A 20,860-nucleotide genomic window follows, 5' to 3' on the forward strand; every position below is an offset into this window, starting at 1 on the left:
CCCGGCCACGGCAGGCCCTGAACGCGCAGCGGCAATTGCATCCAAGCTTGCACCTGCATCCGCGCGCCGCGCCTCGCCCCGATACCAACCCGCCGGTTCCACGCCGGCCCTTCGCCAGTGCAGCACCATGAGCAAGCAAGCCCCCAGCGCCCGCGGCCGCAGCAAGAGCCGTGGCAAACCTGCCGCCGTTGCCGCCGACACTGCGCCGCAGGCGCACGAGATCCGTCCCGGCCAGTCCATCGAACTGTTGAAGGAACTGCACATCCTCACCCGCGACGGCAAGCTGAACCAGGACAGCCGCCGCAAGCTCAAGCAGGTCTATCACCTCTACCAGTTCATCGAACCGCTGCTGCAGGAAGTCCTGGATGACCATCCCGACGTGAGCCTGGTGGACCATGGCGCGGGCAAGTCCTATCTGGGTTTCATCCTGTACGACCTGTTCTTCAAGGCGCTGGCCGGTGCGCCGCGCATCTACGGCATCGAGACCCGCGAGGAACTGGTGCGCAAGTCCGAGGAACTGGCGGCGCGCCTGGGCTTTGGCGGCATGTCCTTCCTCAACCTGTCGGTGGCCGATTCGATCCGCTCGCCCAGTCTGCCGGAACGGATCGACGTGGTCACCGCCCTGCATGCCTGCGATACCGCCACCGACGACGCCATCCATTTCGCGCTGGCCAAGCAGGCGCGCTTCATCGTGCTGGTGCCGTGCTGCCAGGCCGAGGTAGCGTCGGTACTGAACCGCAACAAGGGCAAGTCGCTGGCCAATTCGCTCACCGAAATCTGGCGCCATCCCTTGCATACCCGCGAATTCGGCAGCCAGGTCACCAATGTGCTGCGCTGCCTGCAGCTGGAGGCGCATGGCTACAAGGTCAGCGTGACCGAGCTGGTGGGCTGGGAACACTCGATGAAGAATGAACTGATCATCGCGCAATACCGCGACCTGCCGCGCCGCCGTCCGGCCGAGCGCCTGCAGGAAGTGTTGCGTACGCTGGGACTGGAAGAGATGGGGACGCGCTTCTTCGCGCCGCAGGCGGCCTGAGCCGCGCGCGGACGGGAACGTTTCTTGCTGGTAAAAATCAGGTGCGTCGGCGTCAAGCCGGCGCCAATGCTGTCGATATATTGCATGAGAGCAAGGCCGGCCGCCACAAGCGCAACCGGCCGCTGGGAGGCCGGGCGACCGGCCAGGGCAAGGGGCCGGCCGGGCGCCGGAAAATGCAGATGAGCACATGAGATCCACCATCGCTATGGAATCACTGATTGCCGACAACGAACAACTGCGGGCCGAACTGCAGGAGCTGCTGCAACAGGCGCACATCAACCAGTCCATCATCGAACGGCATCAGGCCTTCGACCTCAAGCTGATCGGCGCCAGCGAATTCCGAGAGCTGATCGAAGTCATGCTCACGGTGATGCCGGGCGTCTTCAGCCTGGAGACCGTGACCCTGTCGCTGATCGATGGTGACTATGCGATCCAGCGCATCCTGCGTGACCTGCAGATCGGCGTCAACGAATTCCCCAAGCTGCTGTTCCTGTCGCAGCCGCTGGCCTTCATTGATGACCAGCATGCACTGCCAGAGGACAAGCCGCGCCTGGGCGAATACGTGGCCGCGCTGCATGGGCCGCTGTTCCCGCATTACGAGCCGGTCAGCGTGGCGGTGCTGCCGCTGGTGCGCCAGCACCGGCTGCTGGGCTATCTCTCGCTGGGCAGTGCCTATGGCGAGCGTTTCACGCGCTCGCTGGCCACCGATTTCATCGAACGCCTGGCCACCATCGCCGCGGTGTGCCTGGAAAACGTCATCAACAACGAACGCCTCAAGCATATCGGCCTGACCGATCCGCTGACCGGGGTGAACAACCGCCGCTACATCGAACAGCGCATGCAGGAAGAAGTGGCGCGCAGCCAGCGCGATCGCTCGGCCCTGTCCTGCCTGTTCATCGACATCGACCATTTCAAGCGGGTCAATGACCAGTTCGGCCACCAGAGCGGCGACGACGTGTTGCGCGAAGTGGCGGCGCGGATCAAGAAGGAGCTGCGCCTGTCGGATGCGCTGGGCCGTTTCGGCGGCGAGGAATTCGTGGTGCTGCTCACGCATGCCACGCGCGACGATGCGGCGCGCATCGCCGAGCGCATCCGCGCCGGCATCTGCAGCCGGGGGGTGATGATCGAAGGCTCGCGCGATCCGTTGAAGATCAGCGCTTCCATCGGCGCGGCGTCACTGTCGCCGCCGGATCGCGGACGTCCGGCCGGGGAAGTCAAGCAGGCCATGCTCAAGGCGGCCGACCAGGCGCTGTACCTGGCCAAGGAGGCCGGCCGCAATCGTGTGATGCTGGCGGCGTCGGACTGATCAGGCCGGCTGCGCGGCCGGCCGGCGGTCGCGCACGATCCAGGGTGCGGCGATGATGAGGATGCCGCCCACCACATCCTGCGGACGCAAGCCGGCCGCTCCCAGCAACCAGGCTGAGCTGCTGGCCACCAGGATTTCGGCCAGCATGATCACGGCCGTGATGTTGGCCGGCAGGCGCGCCACGCCATATTGCAGACTCAGATTGGACACCAGGAACAGCACCGCCCACAGCCCCACCACCGGCCAGGCGGCCGACGGCAGTTGCCAGGGCCAGGCGATGGCACCCGCCAGCGACAGGCCCAGGCCCAGCAGACCCGCCAGCAGGCCGCTGCCAGCCAGCATGGCGACGGCGCGGGCGCCATCGGAGAGCCCCTGGAGCCGACGCAGCAAGACATTGGTGATGGCAAACAGCAGACCGGCCAGCACCGCCATCCAGTCCGGCAGGCTCTGCGGCAAGGGCAGACCCAGGCGGGGCTGGTACAACACGACGAAGGCGCCGCCCAGACCCAGCGCCACGCGCGCCAGGGAGCGCGCGGTGATGGCTTCGTGCAGCACCAGTCGCGCCAGGATCACGGTCCAGATCGGCATCAGATAAAACAGCAGGATCACCCGCACCACATCGCCATAGGCCACCGCCACGTTGAAGGTACAGTTGGTCAGACCGGTGGCCAGGCCCACGCACCACAGCGTCGGATGACGCCACAGTTGCGGCAGCTCACGCCAGCGCAAGACCATGAGCAGCAGCGCACAGGCGCCGAAGATGGCTGCGGTGGCCCACACCGGATGCAGGCCCATGCCTTCCAGCGCACGCATGCCGGTCCAGGACAGGCCCCAGATGGTGGAGTTGAGCAGCAGCGCGGCGACGGCGGATTTTGGCAGTGAGTGCATGTGGTACGGGGGAAGCCAGGGGGATGCATACCGGGCGGATGGATCTGAGGCTGGCGCGAGTCTGGCATTTCCCGCACCGGAGCCGATCTGCGCCTGCCGATAGTCGGTATTAAGCCTGGCTTATGGTGTTCTCGATGCGCATTGATCAAACCAAAATGCCGTTCAGCGTGTCACTGAACGGCATCTGGGCCAAGGACGATGGGGATGGACTCAGGAAGCCTTGGCCCCGGCCTGCAGGCGCTCGTACTTTTCCATCAACTGCTCGCGGCTTTCACGCCAGGCCGGATTGAAGGGGATGCAGGCCACCGGGCAGACCTGCTGGCACTGCGGCTCCTCGAAGTGACCGACGCACTCGGTACACTTGTCCGGATCGATCTCGTAGATCTGCGGACCCATGTAGATGGCCTCGTTGGGGCATTCCGGTTCGCAGACGTCGCAGTTGATGCAATCGTCGGTAATCATCAGTGCCATTGCCGCACCTCGCTTGCTTGAAACATCATTGCCCTACCTTTACCTCTTGTGGATCGCCTGGCCTTATTGCTTGGCGATCTTTTCCTTGAGCCATTTCTCGACCGAAGGAAAGACGAACTTGGAGACGTCGCCGCCCAGCTGAGCGATCTCGCGCACGATGGTGCCGGAGATGAACTGGTACTGGTCGGAGGGCGTCAGGAACAGCGTCTCGACGTCCGGCAGCAGGTAGCGGTTCATCCCCGCCATCTGGAATTCATATTCGAAGTCGGACACCGCGCGCAGGCCGCGCACGATGACGCGGGCATTGTTCTGGCGCACGAAATCCTTCAGCAGGCCGGAGAAACTCTCCACCTGGACATTGGGATAGTGGCCCAGCACTTCATTGGCGATCGACAGACGCTCTTCGAGCGAAAAGAAGGGTTTCTTGTTTTTGCTGTCGGCTACGCCCACGACCAGCTTGTCGAACAATCCGGAAGCGCGGCGGACCAGGTCCTCATGCCCACGCGTCAACGGATCGAATGTCCCTGGATATACAGCTGTGACCATGGTGTCTCCTCACCGGCTATTCAATCAGAAGGCGCATTATGCCTCAATTCGGGCACTGCTTTTGCGTTGCAATAAATGATAGAAGACCATGCCGGCCTTGTCGGCGCGGACCACTTCCCAGTCTTGCATCCACGCCGGGGCATCGTCGCCGTCGAGCGGGAATTCGGCTTCGGCATAGACCAGCCCGGATGGGGTGAGCAAAGTCATGCAGGCCGGCAACACTTTTTCCAGCCAGCCCTGGTGATACGGCGGGTCGATGAACACCAGGCTGTAGCCACCGGGCACGCGCTGGGCCGCATGCTGGGCAGCCGCCAGGGCGTCGCCGCGCAGGATGGAGATGGCGTCGGCCTTGAGCTTGTCGCGATTGGCTTCCAGCTGGCGTACCGCCGGGCTGCTGTTTTCCACCATCACCACGCGACGCGCGCCACGGCTGGCGGCCTCGAAACCAAGGGCGCCGGAGCCGGCGAACAGATCCAGGCAGGCCACCTGGGCCCAGTCGCCATCGATCAGGTGGGTGATCCAGTTGAAGACGGTTTCGCGCACGCGGTCCGGCGTGGGGCGCAGACCTTCGGCGTCCAGCACCGGGAGCGGGGTGCGCTTCCACTGGCCGCCGATGATGCGGACCTGGTGCGGGCCGCGGTTGACGGGCTTGCGCGGCTTGCCGGGTGGGGCGGACTTGGGGGGACTGCTCTTGTTCATGACTTTCCTTGCTGCTTCCTTATTGAGCCTCTATTGGGCGTCGTCACCGACGATGACCGTGGACAGCTGCGTCGGCTGCACATGGCGACGGAACGCGGCGCGCACGTCCTGCACGCTGACGGCGCGGACGCGTTCGATCCAGTGATCCAGGTAATCCAGTGGCAGGCCGTAGAAGCCGATGACCGAGAGGTTTTCCAGCAACTTGGCGTTGCTGTCGATGCGCAGCGCGAAACCGCCGGCCAGGTTGTCCTTGGCGGCCTTCAGTTCGGCGGCGGTGGGGCCGTCCTGGAGGAATTTGTCGAGCGTGGCGCGGGTCACGCGCAATGCTTCGGCGGTCTGTTCCTTCTTGGTCTGCAGGCCGATCTGGAAGGGGCCGGGCTGGGCCAGTGGCGAGAAACCGCTATAGACGCTGTAGCTCAGGCCGCGCTTTTCGCGCACCTCGTCGGTCAGGCGCGAGACGAAACCGCCGCCGCCCAGCACATAGTTGCCCACCGTCAGCGCGAAGAAATCATTGTCGCCACGCTGCAGGGCCGGGGCACCGATGAGGATATGGGATTGCGAGGCCGGATGGGCGATGCGCGTTTCTCCTCCTTTAGGCGTGGGCACCGGTGGCAGCGCCGGCAAAGGTGCGCCCTGTGGCAACTGGCGGGTGAGCGCGCTGGCAATGGCACGGGCCTGGGCTTCGGTGATATCGCCGATCAGGGCGATGACGGCGCGATTGGCCACGTAATGGGCGCGGTGGAAGGCCACTAGGTCATCACGGGTGATGGCCTGCAGGCTGGCTTCGTCCGCGTCGACGGCGTAGGGGTGCGTGCCATAGGCCGCTTGCATGAAAGCTTTTTCGGCGATGGCTTCAGGCTTGGTCAATTCTTCCTTGATGTTGGCGATGGCCAGTGCCTTGTCGCGATCCAGCCCGGCCTGCGGGAAGCTGGGATGGGCCAGCATGCGCGCCAGCAGACCTAATGCGACGTCGCGCTGGGCCGGGGCAGACAGGGTGCGCAGGCTCACGCCGGCGCGGTCCTGGCCGGCCCCACCCTGCTGCTGGGCGGCGACATCGGCGAAGCCATCCAGGATCTGCGCTTCGGACAGGGCAGCATTGGCACCATCAGCACCCTGGCCGGCGTCCACGCCACGCGTGAGGCTGGCCACGGTCAGTTCGGCCAGGCCAGCCTTGGCGGCGGGATCACGGCGCTGGCCGGCGTCGAATTGCACGCTCACGTCCAGCATGGGGATGGAATGGTTGGCCACGAACAGTACGCGGGCGCCGTCGGGCTGGGTCCACGACTGGATGGCCAGGGCTGCCGAAGCAGGGGCGCTGCTCAGCAGGCTCAGCGGAAGGAGGAGAAAACCTAAGTATTTTTTCATGGAAGCCTGGAATCGAAACCTGCGGATCATCCGCGTTGTGCATCTTGTTCATTGCCCTTGGCGCTGGCCAGCCACTGCAGGATGGGCTGCCATTGCTCCAGATCACGCTGTACGCGGGAGGGGGCGATATCCCACAGCGTCAGGCCGTGCGCGGCCAGTTGGACGTAGTTCTGGGTGTCGCGCAGATAACCCAGCACCGGCAGTTTCAGGCCCTCGATGAAGCGCTGCAGCTGCTCGGCCGAGCGGGTACGGGCATCGACCCGCATGCCGACGATGCCGACCTCGATCTCGCCTTCGCGCACCGCCTTTTCACCGGCCAGCCGGCGCAGGAAGTCCTGGGTGGCGAGGATGTCGAAGATCGAGGGCTGCAACGGCACCAGCACCTTGTCGGCCAGCTTGAGGGCGTCGTTGAGGCGCCAGCCATGCAGCCCGGCCGGGGTATCGAGCACGACGTGGCTGGTGCCCTTGGGCGGCTTGGCGACGTAGTCTTCGCTGACCTCCCAGGTGGCAATCGGACGGGCCTGCTCCGGGCGGATGGCGAGCCAGGCGCGTGAAGACTGCTGGCGGTCGATATCCCCCAGCAGGACGCCATGGCCCTGGCTGGCGAAATAGCCGGCCAGGTTGGTGGCCAGGGTGGTCTTGCCTACGCCCCCCTTGGGATTGGCGACGACGATGACGGGCATGTTTCCTCCTGCAAGAACGGGGAAGACGAGCGGCGCGACGCGCCTCAGTGCAACAAGCCGGCCGGCGGCGGTGCCGGCTTCCTGCCCTCCAGCGGCAGCGGCACCAGCGTGGCCACGGTCAGGGTATCGTCCGTGAAGTATTTGCGGGCCACCGCCTGCACCTGCGCGGCGGTCACGCTGTTGAGGCGATCGATGATGCGGTCGATGTTCTTCTGGCCCAGCCCGACGGTTTCCATCATGCCGATTTCCATGGCCTGGCCGAACACCGAGTCGCGCTTGTAGACCTGGGAGGCGATCAGTTGCGTCTTCACGCGCTGCAGTTCCTGTTCCGACACGCCCTCGCTGGCGATGCGGCTCACCTCGGCCCGCAGCAGGGTTTCCAGCTGTTCGGTGGTGACGCCATGGGCCGGGCTGCCTTCCAGCGTGAACAGCACCGGGCCGCGCGCCACGCCGCTGTAGCTGGCGCCGACCGCGGTGGCCTGGTTGCCGGTGCGCACCAGATGCGCGGTCAGGCGGGCGTTGTCATAGCCATCCAGCACGGCAGAGAGCACGTCCAGTGCATAGGCTTCCTGGTCCTGCTCCACCTGGCGCAGGGCCGGCACCTTCCAGGCCATCACCACATAGGGATTCTCGGCCGGGGCCTTGACGGTGACGCGGCGCATGCCCAGCTGCTGGGGTTCGTTCTGCGGCTTGACCGCCGGCAGGGCATGGCCCGGAATCTTGCCGAAATACTTCTTGGCCAGGGCCAGTACGCGCTGGGCATCGACATCGCCGGCCACCACCAGGGTGGCGTTGTTGGGGGCATACCACTGGCGGTACCAGGATGCGATGTCCTGCACCGTCATGTGCTGCAGGTCGTCCATCCAGCCGATCACCGGATGGTGGTAGGGATGGGCGGTCCAGGCGGCGGCGTTGAGAGCTTCATTCAGGAGGCCCATGGGCTGGTCATCGGTGCGCCAGCGGCGCTCCTCCATGATGACGCGGATTTCCTTGGCGAATTCGTTGGCGTCGAATTGCAGGTTGGCCATGCGGTCGGCTTCCAGGGCCATGACCTTTTCCAGATGGCTCTTCTCGATCTGCTGGAAGTAGGCGGTGTAGTCATTGGCGGTGAAGGCATTTTCCTGCCCGCCCAGTTCGGCCACCAGGCGGCTGAACTCGCCCACCTTATGGTTGCGGGTGCCCTTGAACATCATGTGTTCCAGCGCGTGGGAGACACCGGTGGTGCCGTTGAACTCGTCGACCGAACCGACCTTGTACCAGACCATCTGCACCGCCGTGGGTGCGCGCCGGTCTTCCTTGACCACCACCTTCATGCCATTGCCGATCACGAATTCGCGCGCCGGCTCGGCCTGTGCCGGGGTGATGCCACCGGCCAGCAGGCTGAAGAGGGCAGTGGCGAGAAGGGCTCTGATCTTCAAATTCATGGGCTGTGCTCTGATAAAATGCTGGATTCATTGACCCTGGCGGCCATGCGCGGGTCTTGTGGAAGGGCAATTGTAACCTGTCCACTGCGGTTGTCAGGACAGCCATGCGCGCCTCCCCTCCCGCCTTCCCGCCCCGGCCGCAGCCCGAATCCAGCCTATCGCCATCCGATGTTCAGTTTCTTCAAGAGAAAACCCAAACCGGAAGCGCAGCCCGCGCTGCCGCCCCAGCCCGAAGCGGCGCCGCAGCCGGCTGCCACTCCCGTAGAGCCGGTACCGGCCGTACCTGCTGCTCCCGTTGCACCCGCACCGATGGTGTCTGCGCCCGCAGTCGCGCCTGTCGCGGCGCCTACCGTGGCCCCTGCGCCGCCAGTGCTGCCCGAGGCAGTTGCACCCGTCGAGGATGCGGCCGAGGAAGAAGCCGAGATCGTCGCCGCGCCCGAGCCGGAACCGGAGGTCAAGCGTTCCTGGCTGTCGCGCCTGAAGGCGGGCCTGTCCAAGACCTCCAGCAATCTCACCACCCTGTTCGTGGGAGCGCGCATCGATGACGATCTCTACGAAGAACTGGAATCGGCATTGCTGGTGTCGGACGCCGGCGTCGAGGCCACCCAATGGCTGCTGGACGAACTGAAGAAGAAGGTCAAGGCCGAGCGCCTGACCGAGGCCGCCCAGGTGCGTACGGCCTTGCGTACGCTGCTGATCGATCTGCTGCAACCGCTGCAGCGTCCGCTGGTGCTGGGCCGCGAGAAGCCGCTGGTGATGATGATCGCCGGCGTCAACGGTGCCGGCAAGACCACGACCATCGGCAAGCTGGCCTTGCACCTGCAGGCCCATGGACAGTCGGTACTGCTGGCCGCCGGCGACACCTTCCGCGCTGCCGCCCGCGAGCAGCTGGCTGTCTGGGGCGAGCGCAACAATGTGCAGGTGATCGCGCAGGAATCCGGTGATCCGGCCGCGGTGGCCTATGACTCGGTGCATTCGGCGCAGGCGCGCGGCACGCATGTGGTGATGGTCGATACCGCCGGCCGCCTGCCCACGCAATTGCACCTGATGGATGAACTCAAGAAGATCAAGCGGGTCATTGCCAAGGCGATGAGCTCGGCCCCGCATGAAGTGCTGCTGGTTATCGATGGCAACACCGGCCAGAATGCGCTGGCCCAGGTCAAGGCCTTCGATGATGCGCTGGGGCTGACCGGGCTGGTGGTGACCAAGCTGGACGGCACCGCCAAGGGCGGTATCCTGGCCGCCATCGCCAAGACCCGCCCGGTGCCGCTGTATTTCATCGGCGTGGGCGAGAAGATCGAAGACCTGCAACCGTTCAACGCCACCGAATTCGTCGATGCCCTCCTGAGCTGAACTGATGATTGAATTTACCCGGGTTTCCAAGCAATACGCGCGCGAGGTCTACGCCCTGCGCGACATCACGCTGTCGGTAAAGAAGGGCGAATTGATCTTCCTGGCCGGCCCTTCGGGCGCCGGCAAATCGACGCTGCTGAAGATGATCGCGGCCATCGAGCGGCCCACGGCGGGCAAGCTGAGCGTCAACGGCACCGACATCGGTGGCATCAAGGCTTCCGGCCTGCCCTACCTGCGCCGCAATCTGGGGTTGATCTTCCAGCAGCAGAAGCTGCTGCTGGACCGCAACCTGCTGGCCAACGTGATGCTGCCACTGATCGTCACCGGTTCCTCGCGCCAGGACGCCGAAAAGCGCGCCCGCGCCGCGCTGGACAAGGTGGACCTGCTGGGCAAGGCCATGTGTGAACCGCTGGAACTGTCCGGTGGCGAGCAGCAGCGGGTGGCCATTGCACGGGCCATCGTCAACCGTCCGCAGATCATCCTGGCCGACGAACCGACGGCCAACCTGGACCGCGCCAATGCCAACAAGGTGCTGGCGGCCCTGAAATCCTTCCATGGCGTGGGCGTGACCTGCCTGATCTCGACCCATGATGAGCAATTCCTGACCGGTGCCGACCGCATCGTCTATCTGGACCGTGGCCGCATCGTCGATGGCTGGCACAACGGCGTGGCCAATCCGGTGGAGGTATCGCCATGAACTGGCTGAGACAGCATTTCGCCGCCATCGCCGACGCCTTGCGCCACCTGCTGCGCTCGCCGGGCAACTTCGTGCTCAACGTGCTGGTGGTCTCGATTGCGCTGGCGCTGCCCTTCGCGGGCCTGTCGGCGCTGGAAAACGTGCGCCCGATCTCGGACCAGATGTCGGTGGAGCCGGAAATCAGCATCTTCATGAAACCCGAGGCCAGCCGCGAGGCTGCGCTGGCGGTGGGCAAGACCATCAACCAGGTGTTGAAGGACAGCAATACCAACGGCAAGGTCGAGTTCATCCCGCGCGAGAAGGCCTTCGATGCCTTGAAGAGCAAGACTGGCCTGGCCGATGTGCTCAATACCTTGGGCAGCAATCCGCTGCCGGACAGCTTCGTGGTGCGCCTGCCGGGCTTCGAGAACGCCATGAATGCCGGCCGCGTCGATGACATTGCGCAGCAACTGAAGAAGCAAGCCGGCGTGGATACGGTGCAGATCGACTCGGAATGGGTCAAGCGGCTGGCGGCGTTGCTGCGCATCCTGCGGCTGGTGCTGCTGTTCCTCGGCATCACGCTGGGTGCGGTGGTGGTAGCGGTGGTGTTCAATACGATCCGCCTGCAGGTGATGACGCAGCGCGACGAAATCGAGGTGTCGCGCCTGTTCGGGGCGACCAATTCCTTCATCTACCGGCCCTTCTATTACACCGGCGCCCTGCTGGGCGGATGCGCCGGACTGGTGGCGCTGGGGCTGGTGGTGGCGGCACAGCAACCGCTCAATGCGGCCATCCTCGATTTCGCGCACCTGTATGCGTCGGAATTCCAGCTGGCCCTGCCCAGCCCCATGGCCATCGCCCTGCTGCTGGCTGTGAGCGCCCTGCTGGGCCTGTTCGGGGCGATGCTCTCGGTGCATCGGCAACTGGCCCGCAAGGCCTGACGCTGTTCCTGGCGCATCCAGATCGAAGCCCGCAGCAGCGGGCTTCGGCTTTTCTGGCATCGGAAACGTCGGTGGAACTCCTCGCCCTGCAATAATTCCAAGTCCTGTACGTCTTCCCACGGGTGGTCGCCGGCCTTGCCGGCAAAGCGGCACTTCTGTCTGTGCTCCCTTTTCTGCCCTGGCGTCTGCCCCTTTCCAGCCCCGTGGCGCGCTGCAAAAATTGTTACAAGTTTCTCGCCTGCTTTTGACCCGCATCGCAACTTTTGTCGCCCAAAGGCGACTAATATGGAGGGGAAATAATGCAATGAGGGACTGATCAGCAATAGTCGTCGACTATCAACGCTTCCCAATCATGCTATTAGCACTCTGGGGTGACGAGTGCTAGAATACCTTATCGAATTGCTCCAGTTTTATGTGAGCACTGCAACAAACCGAGACGATGCGCCCGCTGCGCATCTGCCGCGCCAAGCCACCGGCGCCGGCCCCAAAGCTTACCGCTTCATACTGTTTCCGCTAGGAACGAGGAGAATCCATGAAAACTGCGTCTGCACAAACTGCACTCATGCCTGCCGAGTCCAATGCACTCGCGCTGGGTTTTTCCGGCAGCCTGGGCAATATCGACGCGTATATTTCCGCAGTGAACCGCCTGCCCATGCTGACCCACGAGGAAGAGATCAAGCTGGCGCGCGACCTGCGCGAAAAGAATGACCTGGGCGCCGCCCAGAAGATGGTGTTGTCGCACCTGCGCCTGGTCGTCTCGATCGCCCGTGGTTACCTGGGCTATGGCCTGCCGCACGCCGACCTGATCCAGGAAGGCAACATCGGGCTGATGAAGGCCGTCAAGCGTTTCGATCCGGCGCAGAACGTGCGTCTGGTGTCCTACGCCATGCACTGGATCAAGGCCGAGATCCACGAGTACATCCTCAAGAACTGGCGTCTGGTGAAGGTTGCTACCACCAAGGCCCAGCGCAAGCTGTTCTTCAACCTGCGCAGCCACAAGGAAGGCCTGGATGCGATGACCCCGGCTCAGGTTGAGGCGCTGGCCAAGACCCTGGACGTCAAGCGCGAAGAAGTGATCGAGATGGAAACCCGTCTGTCCGGTCGCGACATCGCCCTGGAGTCGCCCACCGACGATGAAGATGACAAGTTCGCGCCCATCGCCTACCTGTCTTCCGACAATTCGGAGCCGACCCGTGTCATCGAGGCCAAGCAGTACGATCGCCTGCAATCGGAAGGCCTGGAAGCCGCACTGTCCAAGCTGGATGACCGCTCGCGCCGTATCGTCGAAGCCCGCTGGCTGGCCAATGACGATGGTTCGGGTGCCACCCTGCATGAGCTGGCCGATGAATTCGGTGTGTCTGCCGAACGTATTCGCCAGATCGAAGCGGTGGCATTGAAGAAGATGAAGACTGCGCTGCAGGCTTATTCCTGAGCCGCCTGATCCGCATCGCAGCATCAAGAAAGGCGCCCTCGGGCGCCTTTCTTGTTTCCAGCTCTGGATGAGCTCTCCGGCTCAGCTCAGCAGTAGCTTGATGTCATGCGTCAGGGTCTGCGGTCCCTGGCCGTGCTTGACGAACAGGCGGATGTGGCCCTGGGTATCGAACACATAGCTGCCGGCCGTGTGGTCCATGGTGTAGCTGCCTGGCTGCTTGCCAGGTACCTTCTGGTAGAACACCTTGAATTCCTTGGCGACCTTCTCGGTCTGCGGCAGGTCACCGCGCAGGCCCAGGAAACGCTTGTCGAAGGCCGGTACGTATTGCGACAGCACTTCCTGCGTATCGCGCTCGGGATCGACGGTGACGAAGAGCACTTGCACCTTGTCCGCATCGGGCCCCAGTTCCTTCATGACATTGGCCATCTCGATCATGGTGGTCGGGCAGACGTCCGGGCATTGGGTGTAGCCGAAGAACATGACCACCACCTTGCCCTTGAAATCGGCCAGCGTGCGCGGCTTGCCGTTGTGGTCGGTGAGGGCGAAGTCCTTGGCGTAGTCCAAGCCGGTGACATCGGTATTGTTGAACTTCAGCTCAGGCTTGGACGGGCCGCAGGCCGCCAGCAGCGTTGCGCAGCCGGCCAGCAGCAGCGCCGAGAAAAATCTTTTCATGGGCTCAGAAACCGCGGAACAGAAAATAGTGATCCACCAGCAGCACCGCAAACAGGATGGACAGGTAGACGATGGAATAGGCGAAGGCCTTGCGCGCGATCAGGTCGGTGTAGCGGCGATAGATCTGCCAGGAATACCAGAAGAAGATCGCTCCCAGCACGACCGCCGTGGCCAGGTAGATCAGGCCGCTCATGCCGATGGCGAAGGGCAGCAGGCTCACGGCGAAGAGCGCGATGGTGTACATCAGGATGTGCAACTTGGTCACATCCATGCCGTGCGTGATGGGCAGCATGGGCAGGCCGGACTTGGCGTAGTCGTCACGGCGGTACATGGCCAGCGCCCAGAAGTGCGGCGGCGTCCAGATGAAGATGATCATCACCAGCACCCAGGCCTGCATCGGTACGTCGTTGGCGATCGCGGCCCAGCCCAGGGCGGGTGGCATGGCGCCGGCCAGGCCGCCGATGACGATGTTCTGCGAGGTGGCCGGCTTGAGGATGATGGTGTAGATGATGGCGTAGCCGACGAAGGTGGCGAAGGTCAGCCACATGGTCAGCGGATTGACCAGGTTGTACAGCACCCACATGCCCAGGCCGCCGAGTACGCCCGAGAACACCAGCGTCTGCGGCACCGTGATTTCGCCGCGCGCCAGTGGCCGGCGGGCGGTGCGGGCCATGCGCGAATCGATCTCGCGCTCGACCAGGCAATTGATGGCGAAGGCGGCACCGGCCAGGAGCCAGATGCCGACCGTCCCGAAGATGACCTTGTGCCAATCCGGCAGATCGGGCGTGGAGAGGAACATGCCGATCACGGCACAGAACACGGCCAGCTGCGTCACACGCGGCTTGGTCAGTGCCCAGTACTGGGCGATGCGGTTGGGTTGGGCGGTCAGTGTGGTCATAGCGTGACGGGCCGGGCGGATGCTGGTGGAGCAGCGACGGCCAGGCCGGAGGGTGCGTAACGGACCTTGTAGTTTAACATGACCATGAGGATGACCAGCAGCGCCGCCCCGCCGTTATGGACCACGGCAATGGCCAGCGGCCAGTTCAGATAGATGGTCGCCAGACCGGTACAGAGCTGCAAACCCAGCACGGTCAACAGCCAGCGGGCAGTCTTGCGCAAGCCCTCGTCACGCAGGGCGCGGTGTGCCAGCCATACAACATACAAGATCACGACAAAGGCAAAACTGCGGTGCACCCAGTGGATCGCGGTCAGCGCTTCGACCGGCAGGAAGTCGCCGGCCGAGGTCATGCCCAGGTGGCGCCACAGGGTAAAGCCATGCTCGAAGTCCATCTGCGGCACCAGCTGACCGTTGCAGAGCGGGAAATCGGAACAGGCCAGCGCTGCATAGTTGGTACTGACCCAGCCCCCCAGCGCGATCTGCAGCGCCAACAGGGCGGCGCCGATGGTAGCCGGCACGATCAAGGCACGCCCGGCCGCAGAAACCGGCACATGGGACTCCTGTCGCGCGCCCAGCCAGGCCAGCATGGCCAGCAATGTCAGGCCCAGCAGCAGGTGAATCGTGACGATGACCGGTTGCAGCTTCATGGTCACGGTCCAGGCACCGAAGGCCCCCTGCAGGCAGACGAAGCCCAGCAGGGCCGTAGGGAACCAGGGACGGAACTGCAGCTCGCTCCCGCCCGACCTGATCCAGCGCCGCCACGCCGTCACCATCAGCACGATGATCAGGAAGCCCACCGCCATGGCGAAATAACGGTGGATCATCTCGATCCAGGCCTTGGCCCAGGTGACCGGGCCGAAGGGCATGGCTTCCTGGGCGGCATTGATGTGTTCATGCGCCAGCAGCGGATTGGCATGGCTGTAGCAGCCCGGCCAGTCGGGGCAGCCGAGGCCGGAATCGGTCAGGCGCGTGAAGGCACCGAACATGATCAGGTCGAAGGTAAAGAACAGCGTCACCCACACCAGCTTGCGGTATTTGTTGGCCACACCCTGTGCGCGCGAGACCAGCGCCAGGGGGATCAGGGCGACCACGAGCCCGGTCAGGCCCAGTTGTATCAGCGTCGTTGCATTCATCTTGATTCAAACTTGCGTCAGCATGCGTGCCGGCCCGGGCATCACCCGATGGCCGAAGCGCGCAGCAGCTTGGAAATGTCCTTCTTCATCTTGCCGGGATCGGGATCCTTGGGGAAGCGCATCATCAGATTGCCCAGCGGGTCGATCAGGTAGATGTGGTCTTCGACCGAGGTACCAGCATCGACCGGCAACCAGGACTGCAATTTGCCGGCGTCAACCCGAAGGATATCGGTTCCGTCGTATTCGCGCAGGAGCAGGGTCTGGATCGGTGCGCGATCGGTCACCAGCCAGACGCGTTCGATGCGCTCCATCTCCTTGCCCTGCATCAGCCGCAGCTGGCGCATGGTCAGCAGTTTCTGCTGGCAGGGCGCGCCGCATTCGCCGCGATCCACCTGCAACATCACCCACTTGCCCTTGTAATCCTCAAGCCTGGCGGGACTGCCATCGATGGCGCTGCTGCCCAGGTCGGGAATCGGATACTGGCGCGGGTCGATCAAGGCGCCGTAGTTGTTGCGGCTCTGCGGCTTGATCACGTAGTACGTGAAATAGGAAGCGATCAGCGGCGCCGCACAGACCGCCACGATGGCCAGCATCTTCCAGCGCCCGAGGCGACGGCGGCGCGCATCATCGGAGGGCGCCGGCTTGGCAGGGACTTCAGGCTTTGTCATGACGACCACGTTTGTATCCTGTCACGATGAAAAAAATCAGCGCCATGGCGGCCAGTGCATACCACTGCACCGCGTAACCGCGATGGCGGTCGATACCCAGCGAAGGTGCGGGCCAGTCGCGTACCAGCGCATCACCGGGCTTACCGCCCTGCTCTATCACCAGCGGCGAAAGCACCATGCCGCTGGCCTGCGACAGCGCGGGGATGTCCAGATTCTGCAGGATGGCCTGCGGCCGGGGCGCATCGGCCTGGCCCAACTGCAGCACGTGGCCGGCATCATGGCGCAGCACGCCCTCCACTTCCGTCACACCCAAAGGTGGTGCCACCTGCGGTACCCGCGTGCGATCGGCGGCATCACGCGGCGCCCAGCCGCGCGCCACGACCACGGCCTGCGGGCTGCCTTCCGGCTTGAATAGCGTGAGCACGTGAAACCCGACGGCGCCATTGTAGGGACGATTTTCCAGATAGAGCGTCCACTGCGGAATGAACTCGCCACGCAGCTTGATATGGCGGAATTCCATATCGCTGGTGACCGCTTCCGCAGGCAGGGTCAGCAATGGCGTTTCGCTCGCACGCGCCTGCATGCGCTGCTGCAGGGCGGTTTTCTCCGCCGCCCGATGACTCTGCCATTGCCCCAGCGCGATACCGGCGGCGGCCACCACCAGCGTGGCGCAGAAGGGGATGAGGCGGAAGCGGAATCTGGTCGGCATCGATGAAGTTTGGCCTTACAATGGCCTCAGAAACGGGATGCAAAAACTAAACCAACGCAGCATACCGCAAGCCAGCGGACCGAGACAGGAATTCTACCGCCATGAAAATCATCGTCGCCATCGCCTTCATCCTGATCCTGGCCAGCCTGGCCTCGGCGCTGATCTTCCTCATGCGCGACAAGGGCAAGAGCAATCGCACGGTACAGGCGCTGACACTGCGGGTGGGCTTTTCGGTGGCGCTGTTCCTGTTCATCCTGCTGAGCTACAAGCTGGGCTGGATACAGCCGACCGGCATCCGCTGAAACGCCCCCTCACATGAAAAGGCCGCACCGAAGTGCGGCCCCTGTCTGCCTCGAACCGGCCAGACCTACAGCCAGTACACCACCACGTACAGTCCCAGCCACACCACGTCCACGAAGTGCCAGTACCAGGCCGCGCCCTCGAAAGCGAAGTGATGAGTGGGCGTGAAGTGCCCGCGCAGCACCCGGTACAGCACCACCGACAGCATGATCGCGCCCATAGTCACGTGGAAGCCGTGAAAGCCGGTCAGCATGAAGAAGGTCGAGCCGTAGATGCCGGAGCTGAGTTTGAGGTTCAGTTCGCTATAGGCATGGATGTATTCATAGGCCTGGAAGCCCATGAACACCGCGCCCAGCAGGATGGTCAGGAACAGCCACACGGCGGTTTGCGTACGATGGCCGGCGCGCATGGCGTGGTGCGAGATGGTCAGCGTCACGCCCGAGGTCAGCAGTAGCAGCGTGTTGATGGTGGGGATCGGGAATGGGCCCATGGTGGTGAAGTTCTCCACCGTTCCCGCCGGCCCGACATTACCCCACTGCCCGCTGAAATCGGGCCAGATCAGCTTGTGGTCGAGGTCGGCCAGCCAGGGCATGGTGATGCTGCGGGCATAGAACAGTGCACCGAAGAAGGCGGCGAAGAACATCACCTCCGAAAAGATGAACCAGCTCATGCTCCAGCGATAGGAGAGGTCGATGCGCTCGCTGTAGAGGCCGGATTCCGATTCGCGGATGGCGTCGCCGAACCAGTAGTACAGCACCACCAGCACCATCAGGATGCCGAGGATGTTGACATAGGGCGCCCACGATACGCCATTGACCCAGGCCGAGGCCCCGATCATGGTGATGAGCATGGAGATGCCTGCCATCATCGGCCAGCGCGACGGGCCTGGGACGAAATAATGGGGCGCCTTGGCTTGCTGAGAACTCATGTTCTTCTCCCGGTACGAAATCCGATTATCCTTGCCTGGGCGGCGTGGGCATTCAGCACTATCGAATGCTCTTGCGATCCAGGTTCACTTTTTCTTAATGCTCTTTCAGCGCGGCGCGGCCGCTCATCCACCTGCTGCGCTGCGCACCACCAGCCGGACAACGATCACCAGCACCGTCACGAAGATCACCGCGCCGAGGATGCCGGCGATGATCACGTGCACCGGATTGAGCCTGGCGGCATCCGATTCGTAATCCTTGCGCTTGCGCACGCCGAAGAAGGACCAGAACACCGCCTTCATCGTCGCGCCGAACGAGGCCTTGCGTTGCGTCGCCTGTTTCAACTGGTCATTCAAACCGTCTCCTCCCCGCCGGCCCGCATCAGCCGGCAGTCTTGTCCTTGCCGTTGATCTCGAAGAAGGTATAGGACAGCGTGATGGTGGTCACGTCCTTGGGCAACTTCGGATCGATATAGAACACCACCGGCATCTGCTTGGCCTGGTTGGGGCCCAGGGTCTGCTGGGTAAAGCAGAAGCACTCCACCTTCTTGAAGAAGGCCGCCGACTGTTGCGGCGCGTAGCTCGGGATGGCCTGGGCGTCGACATTGCGCGGCTGGGTATTGACCACCTCGTAGGTGACCTGGGTCATCTCGCCCGGATGCACCTGCATGCTGGTCACCGTGGGCCGGAAACGCCACGGTCCCTGGGCATTGCCATCGAACTCCACCGTGATCGTGCGCGTCTTGTCGATCTGCGTATTGGCCGGCGCCTCTACCGTCACGTCCTTGGGGGTGAGGAAATTCACCCCGGTCACCTCACAGATCTTGCGATAGACCGGGATCAGCGCGTAACCGAAACCGAACATCAGTACCGCCACCACGACCAGCTTCCTGAGCATCGTGCGGTTCAGGCCACGCTCTTCTGCTTGTTGCTCCTGATCCGATGGACGAGTCATTTGGCGAACCAGATACGGTTGATGAAAATCCCCACGAAGAAGGCCAGCGCCACCAGCCCCAGCAGCAGGCCGGTACGCAGGTTGTTGGGCTTCTTGCGTTCGCTCATGGCGGCTCCGTTGACGTAGGTTGTCTTGTCCACAGGCGCTTACTTCACCACCGGCGGTTCTTCAAAGGTGTGGAAGGGCGCCGGGCTGGGCACGGTCCACTCCAGGCCTTCGGCGCCATCCCAGGGCTTGGCTTCGGCCTTCTGGCCGCCCTTGATGGACGGGATCACCACGAAGAACAGGAAGTACACCTGCGACAGGCCGAAACCGAAGGCGCCGATGGAGGCGACCATGTTGAAATCGGTGAACTGCGCCGGGTAGTCGGCATAGCGACGCGGCATGCCGGCCAGACCCAGGAAGTGCATCGGGAAGAAGGTGATGTTGAAGGTGATCAGCGAGGCCCAGAAGTGGAACTTACCGCGCCATTCGTTGTACATGTAGCCGGTCCACTTGGGACCCCAGTAGTAGTAACCGGCGAAGAGCGCAAACAAGGAACCGGCCACCAGCACGTAGTGGAAGTGGGCTACCACGTAATAGGTGTCCTGCATCTGGATGTCGATCGGCGTAACCGCCAGGATCAGGCCGGTGAAGCCACCCATGGTGAAGACGAAGATGAAGCCCACCGAGAACAGCATCGGCGTCTCGAAGGTCATCGAGCCGCGCCACATGGTGGCGATCCAGTTGAAGATCTTCACGCCGGTGGGCACGGCGATCAACATGGTGGCGTACATGAAGAACAGCTGCGCGGTGACCGGCATGCCGGTGGTGAACATGTGGTGTGCCCAGACGATGAAGGACAGGATCGCGATCGAGGCGGTCGCATACACCATGGAGGCATAGCCGAACAGCGGCTTGCGGGCGAAGGCCGGGATGATCTGCGAGACGATGCCGAAGGCCGGCAGGATCATGATGTAGACCTCGGGGTGACCGAAGAACCAGAAGATGTGCTGGTACATCACCGGGTCACCACCGCCGGCGGCGTTGAAGAAGGAGGTGCCGAAGTGACGGTCGGTCAGCGTCATGGTGATGGCACCGGCCAGCACCGGCATGACGGCGATGAGCAGGTAGGCGGTGATCAGCCAGGTCCAGCAGAACATGGGCATCTTCATCAGCGTCATGCCGGGCGCGCGCATGTTGAGGATGGTGACGATGATGTTGATCGAGCCCATGATGGAAGAGGCGCCCATGATGTGCATGGCGAAGATGCCCATGTCCATGCCCGGCCCCATCTGGGTCGACAGCGGTGCGTACAGCGTCCAGCCGGCGGCGGTGGCACCACCCGGCACCAGGAAGGAACCGGCCAGCAGCAGCGCGGCCGGAGGCAGCAGCCAAAAGGAAAAATTGTTCATCCGCGCAAAGGCCATGTCGGAAGCGCCGATCTGCAGCGGGATCATCCAGTTGGCGAAGCCGACGAAGGCCGGCATGATCGCGCCGAACACCATCACCAGGCCGTGCATGGTGGTCAACTGGTTGAAGAATTCGGGACGGAAGAATTGCAGACCGGGATGGAACAGCTCGGCCCGGATCAACAGCGCCAGCACCCCGCCCGAGAGCAGCATGGTGAACGAGAACCACAGGTAGAGCGTGCCGATGTCCTTGTGGTTGGTGGCGAAGAGCCAGCGGCGCCAGCCGTGGGGATGATCGTGCGCGTGATCGTGGTGATCGCCGTGAGAATGCCCATGCCCGTGATCGTGGGAATGGTCGGGGGCGTGGTCGACAGTGGTAGTCATGTCCG

At 63.5% G+C, this 20,860-nt stretch carries 24 protein-coding genes; 7 read left to right on the forward strand and 17 right to left on the reverse strand.

Translation table 11 applies throughout. The features are described from left to right. Nucleotides 1–127: 127 nt before the first annotated feature. Nucleotides 128–1,036, forward strand: coding sequence for an SAM-dependent methyltransferase (locus tag VE092_RS10180; RefSeq protein WP_324876316.1), 909 nt, complete (start codon nt 128–130; stop codon nt 1,034–1,036). A 187-nt stretch (nt 1,037–1,223) separates the two neighbouring features. Continuing rightward, nucleotides 1,224–2,342, forward strand: coding sequence for a GGDEF domain-containing protein (locus tag VE092_RS10185; protein WP_324876318.1), 1,119 nt, complete (start codon nt 1,224–1,226; stop codon nt 2,340–2,342). On the opposite strand, the gene VE092_RS10190 is transcribed toward VE092_RS10185, so the two are convergent. From VE092_RS10190 to VE092_RS10220, 7 genes are all read right to left on the reverse strand, one after another. Continuing rightward, nucleotides 2,343–3,230, reverse strand: a complete 888-nt coding sequence (locus tag VE092_RS10190) for a DMT family transporter (RefSeq protein WP_324876320.1) — start codon at nt 3,228–3,230, stop codon at nt 2,343–2,345. It lies immediately after the preceding gene. Between the two features lie 210 nt (nt 3,231–3,440). Further along, a complete protein-coding gene (locus VE092_RS10195; protein WP_102663732.1) occupies nt 3,441–3,701 on the reverse strand; it encodes a YfhL family 4Fe-4S dicluster ferredoxin in 261 nt (86 codons plus the stop codon). A gap of 63 nt (nt 3,702–3,764) precedes the next feature. Beyond that, nucleotides 3,765–4,247: a pantetheine-phosphate adenylyltransferase gene (gene coaD, locus VE092_RS10200; protein WP_006461533.1), complete on the reverse strand. Its 483-nt coding sequence runs from the start codon at nt 4,245–4,247 to the stop codon at nt 3,765–3,767. 36 nt (nt 4,248–4,283) lie between these two features. Further along, nucleotides 4,284–4,946, reverse strand: a complete 663-nt coding sequence (rsmD, locus tag VE092_RS10205; protein WP_324876324.1) for a 16S rRNA (guanine(966)-N(2))-methyltransferase RsmD — start codon at nt 4,944–4,946, stop codon at nt 4,284–4,286. A gap of 30 nt (nt 4,947–4,976) precedes the next feature. Then, nucleotides 4,977–6,311 (reverse strand): pitrilysin family protein, encoded by a 1,335-nt coding sequence (locus VE092_RS10210; RefSeq protein WP_324876326.1) that lies wholly within the window; start codon nt 6,309–6,311, stop codon nt 4,977–4,979. A 26-nt stretch (nt 6,312–6,337) separates the two neighbouring features. Further along, the gene (locus VE092_RS10215) at nt 6,338–6,994 is read right to left on the reverse strand and encodes a ParA family protein (protein WP_324876328.1); all 657 of its coding nucleotides are present in this window, start codon (nt 6,992–6,994) and stop codon (nt 6,338–6,340) included. 44 nt (nt 6,995–7,038) lie between these two features. After that, nucleotides 7,039–8,418 carry a pitrilysin family protein gene (locus VE092_RS10220; RefSeq protein WP_324876330.1) on the reverse strand — a complete coding sequence of 460 codons (1,380 nt, stop codon included), beginning with the start codon at nt 8,416–8,418 and terminating at the stop codon, nt 7,039–7,041. A gap of 168 nt (nt 8,419–8,586) precedes the next feature. On the opposite strand from VE092_RS10220, the gene ftsY reads away from it, so the two are divergent. The 4 genes from ftsY (at nt 8,587) to rpoH (ending at nt 12,820) form a co-directional block, all read left to right on the forward strand. Then, on the forward strand, nt 8,587–9,771 hold the full coding sequence (gene ftsY / locus VE092_RS10225) for a signal recognition particle-docking protein FtsY (protein WP_324876332.1): 1,185 nt from the start codon (nt 8,587–8,589) through the stop codon (nt 9,769–9,771). Nucleotides 9,772–9,775: 4 nt separating this feature from the next. Next, on the forward strand, nt 9,776–10,468 hold the full coding sequence (locus VE092_RS10230; protein ID WP_006461527.1) for a cell division ATP-binding protein FtsE: 693 nt from the start codon (nt 9,776–9,778) through the stop codon (nt 10,466–10,468). Continuing rightward, nucleotides 10,465–11,388, forward strand: a complete 924-nt coding sequence (ftsX, locus tag VE092_RS10235) for a permease-like cell division protein FtsX (protein ID WP_324876335.1) — start codon at nt 10,465–10,467, stop codon at nt 11,386–11,388. Before VE092_RS10230 ends, ftsX begins: the two co-directional genes overlap by 4 nt. Before the next feature lie 532 nt (nt 11,389–11,920). Further along, entirely contained in the window at nt 11,921–12,820 is a 900-nt protein-coding gene (gene rpoH, locus VE092_RS10240; protein ID WP_077236081.1) for an RNA polymerase sigma factor RpoH, read from the forward strand. 81 nt (nt 12,821–12,901) lie between these two features. Here rpoH and VE092_RS10245 read toward each other — a convergent pair whose 3' ends face one another. The 5 genes from VE092_RS10245 to VE092_RS10265 are packed head-to-tail and all read right to left on the reverse strand — an operon-like array spanning nt 12,902 to nt 16,900. After that, nucleotides 12,902–13,492 carry an SCO family protein gene (locus tag VE092_RS10245; protein ID WP_324876339.1) on the reverse strand — a complete coding sequence of 197 codons (591 nt, stop codon included), beginning with the start codon at nt 13,490–13,492 and terminating at the stop codon, nt 12,902–12,904. 4 nt (nt 13,493–13,496) lie between these two features. Further along, nucleotides 13,497–14,390: a heme o synthase gene (gene cyoE, locus VE092_RS10250; RefSeq protein ID WP_006461523.1), complete on the reverse strand. Its 894-nt coding sequence runs from the start codon at nt 14,388–14,390 to the stop codon at nt 13,497–13,499. After that, on the reverse strand, nt 14,387–15,523 hold the full coding sequence (locus VE092_RS10255) for a COX15/CtaA family protein (protein WP_324876342.1): 1,137 nt from the start codon (nt 15,521–15,523) through the stop codon (nt 14,387–14,389). Before VE092_RS10255 ends, cyoE begins: the two co-directional genes overlap by 4 nt. A gap of 41 nt (nt 15,524–15,564) precedes the next feature. Further along, nucleotides 15,565–16,191 carry a cytochrome C oxidase subunit I gene (locus VE092_RS10260; protein WP_324876344.1) on the reverse strand — a complete coding sequence of 209 codons (627 nt, stop codon included), beginning with the start codon at nt 16,189–16,191 and terminating at the stop codon, nt 15,565–15,567. Further along, a complete protein-coding gene (locus VE092_RS10265; RefSeq protein ID WP_324876346.1) occupies nt 16,178–16,900 on the reverse strand; it encodes an SURF1 family protein in 723 nt (240 codons plus the stop codon). Before VE092_RS10265 ends, VE092_RS10260 begins: the two co-directional genes overlap by 14 nt. Before the next feature lie 101 nt (nt 16,901–17,001). Between VE092_RS10265 and VE092_RS10270 the strand changes: the two genes are divergently transcribed. Continuing rightward, on the forward strand, nt 17,002–17,202 hold the full coding sequence (locus tag VE092_RS10270) for a twin transmembrane helix small protein (RefSeq protein WP_006461519.1): 201 nt from the start codon (nt 17,002–17,004) through the stop codon (nt 17,200–17,202). Between the two features lie 65 nt (nt 17,203–17,267). Here the strand turns inward: VE092_RS10270 and VE092_RS10275 are convergent, their stop codons facing one another. The 5 genes from VE092_RS10275 to ctaD form a co-directional block, all read right to left on the reverse strand. Beyond that, nucleotides 17,268–18,128 carry a cytochrome c oxidase subunit 3 gene (locus tag VE092_RS10275; protein ID WP_324876348.1) on the reverse strand — a complete coding sequence of 287 codons (861 nt, stop codon included), beginning with the start codon at nt 18,126–18,128 and terminating at the stop codon, nt 17,268–17,270. A gap of 123 nt (nt 18,129–18,251) precedes the next feature. Beyond that, nucleotides 18,252–18,428, reverse strand: coding sequence for a DUF2970 domain-containing protein (locus VE092_RS10280; RefSeq protein ID WP_324876433.1), 177 nt, complete (start codon nt 18,426–18,428; stop codon nt 18,252–18,254). Nucleotides 18,429–18,507: 79 nt separating this feature from the next. Next, the gene (locus VE092_RS10285; RefSeq protein WP_324876350.1) at nt 18,508–19,080 is read right to left on the reverse strand and encodes a cytochrome c oxidase assembly protein; all 573 of its coding nucleotides are present in this window, start codon (nt 19,078–19,080) and stop codon (nt 18,508–18,510) included. Next, nucleotides 19,077–19,187, reverse strand: a complete 111-nt coding sequence (locus VE092_RS10290; RefSeq protein WP_006461515.1) for a cytochrome oxidase small assembly protein — start codon at nt 19,185–19,187, stop codon at nt 19,077–19,079. The genes VE092_RS10285 and VE092_RS10290 overlap by 4 nt, the downstream gene beginning before the upstream one ends. 39 nt (nt 19,188–19,226) lie before the next feature. Continuing rightward, nucleotides 19,227–20,855, reverse strand: a complete 1,629-nt coding sequence (gene ctaD, locus VE092_RS10295) for a cytochrome c oxidase subunit I (protein WP_324876353.1) — start codon at nt 20,853–20,855, stop codon at nt 19,227–19,229. Nucleotides 20,856–20,860 lie beyond the last annotated feature (5 nt).

Origin of the sequence: Herbaspirillum sp., assembly GCF_035644555.1 — a bacterium.
GTDB lineage: Bacteria > Pseudomonadota > Gammaproteobacteria > Burkholderiales > Burkholderiaceae_D > Herbaspirillum.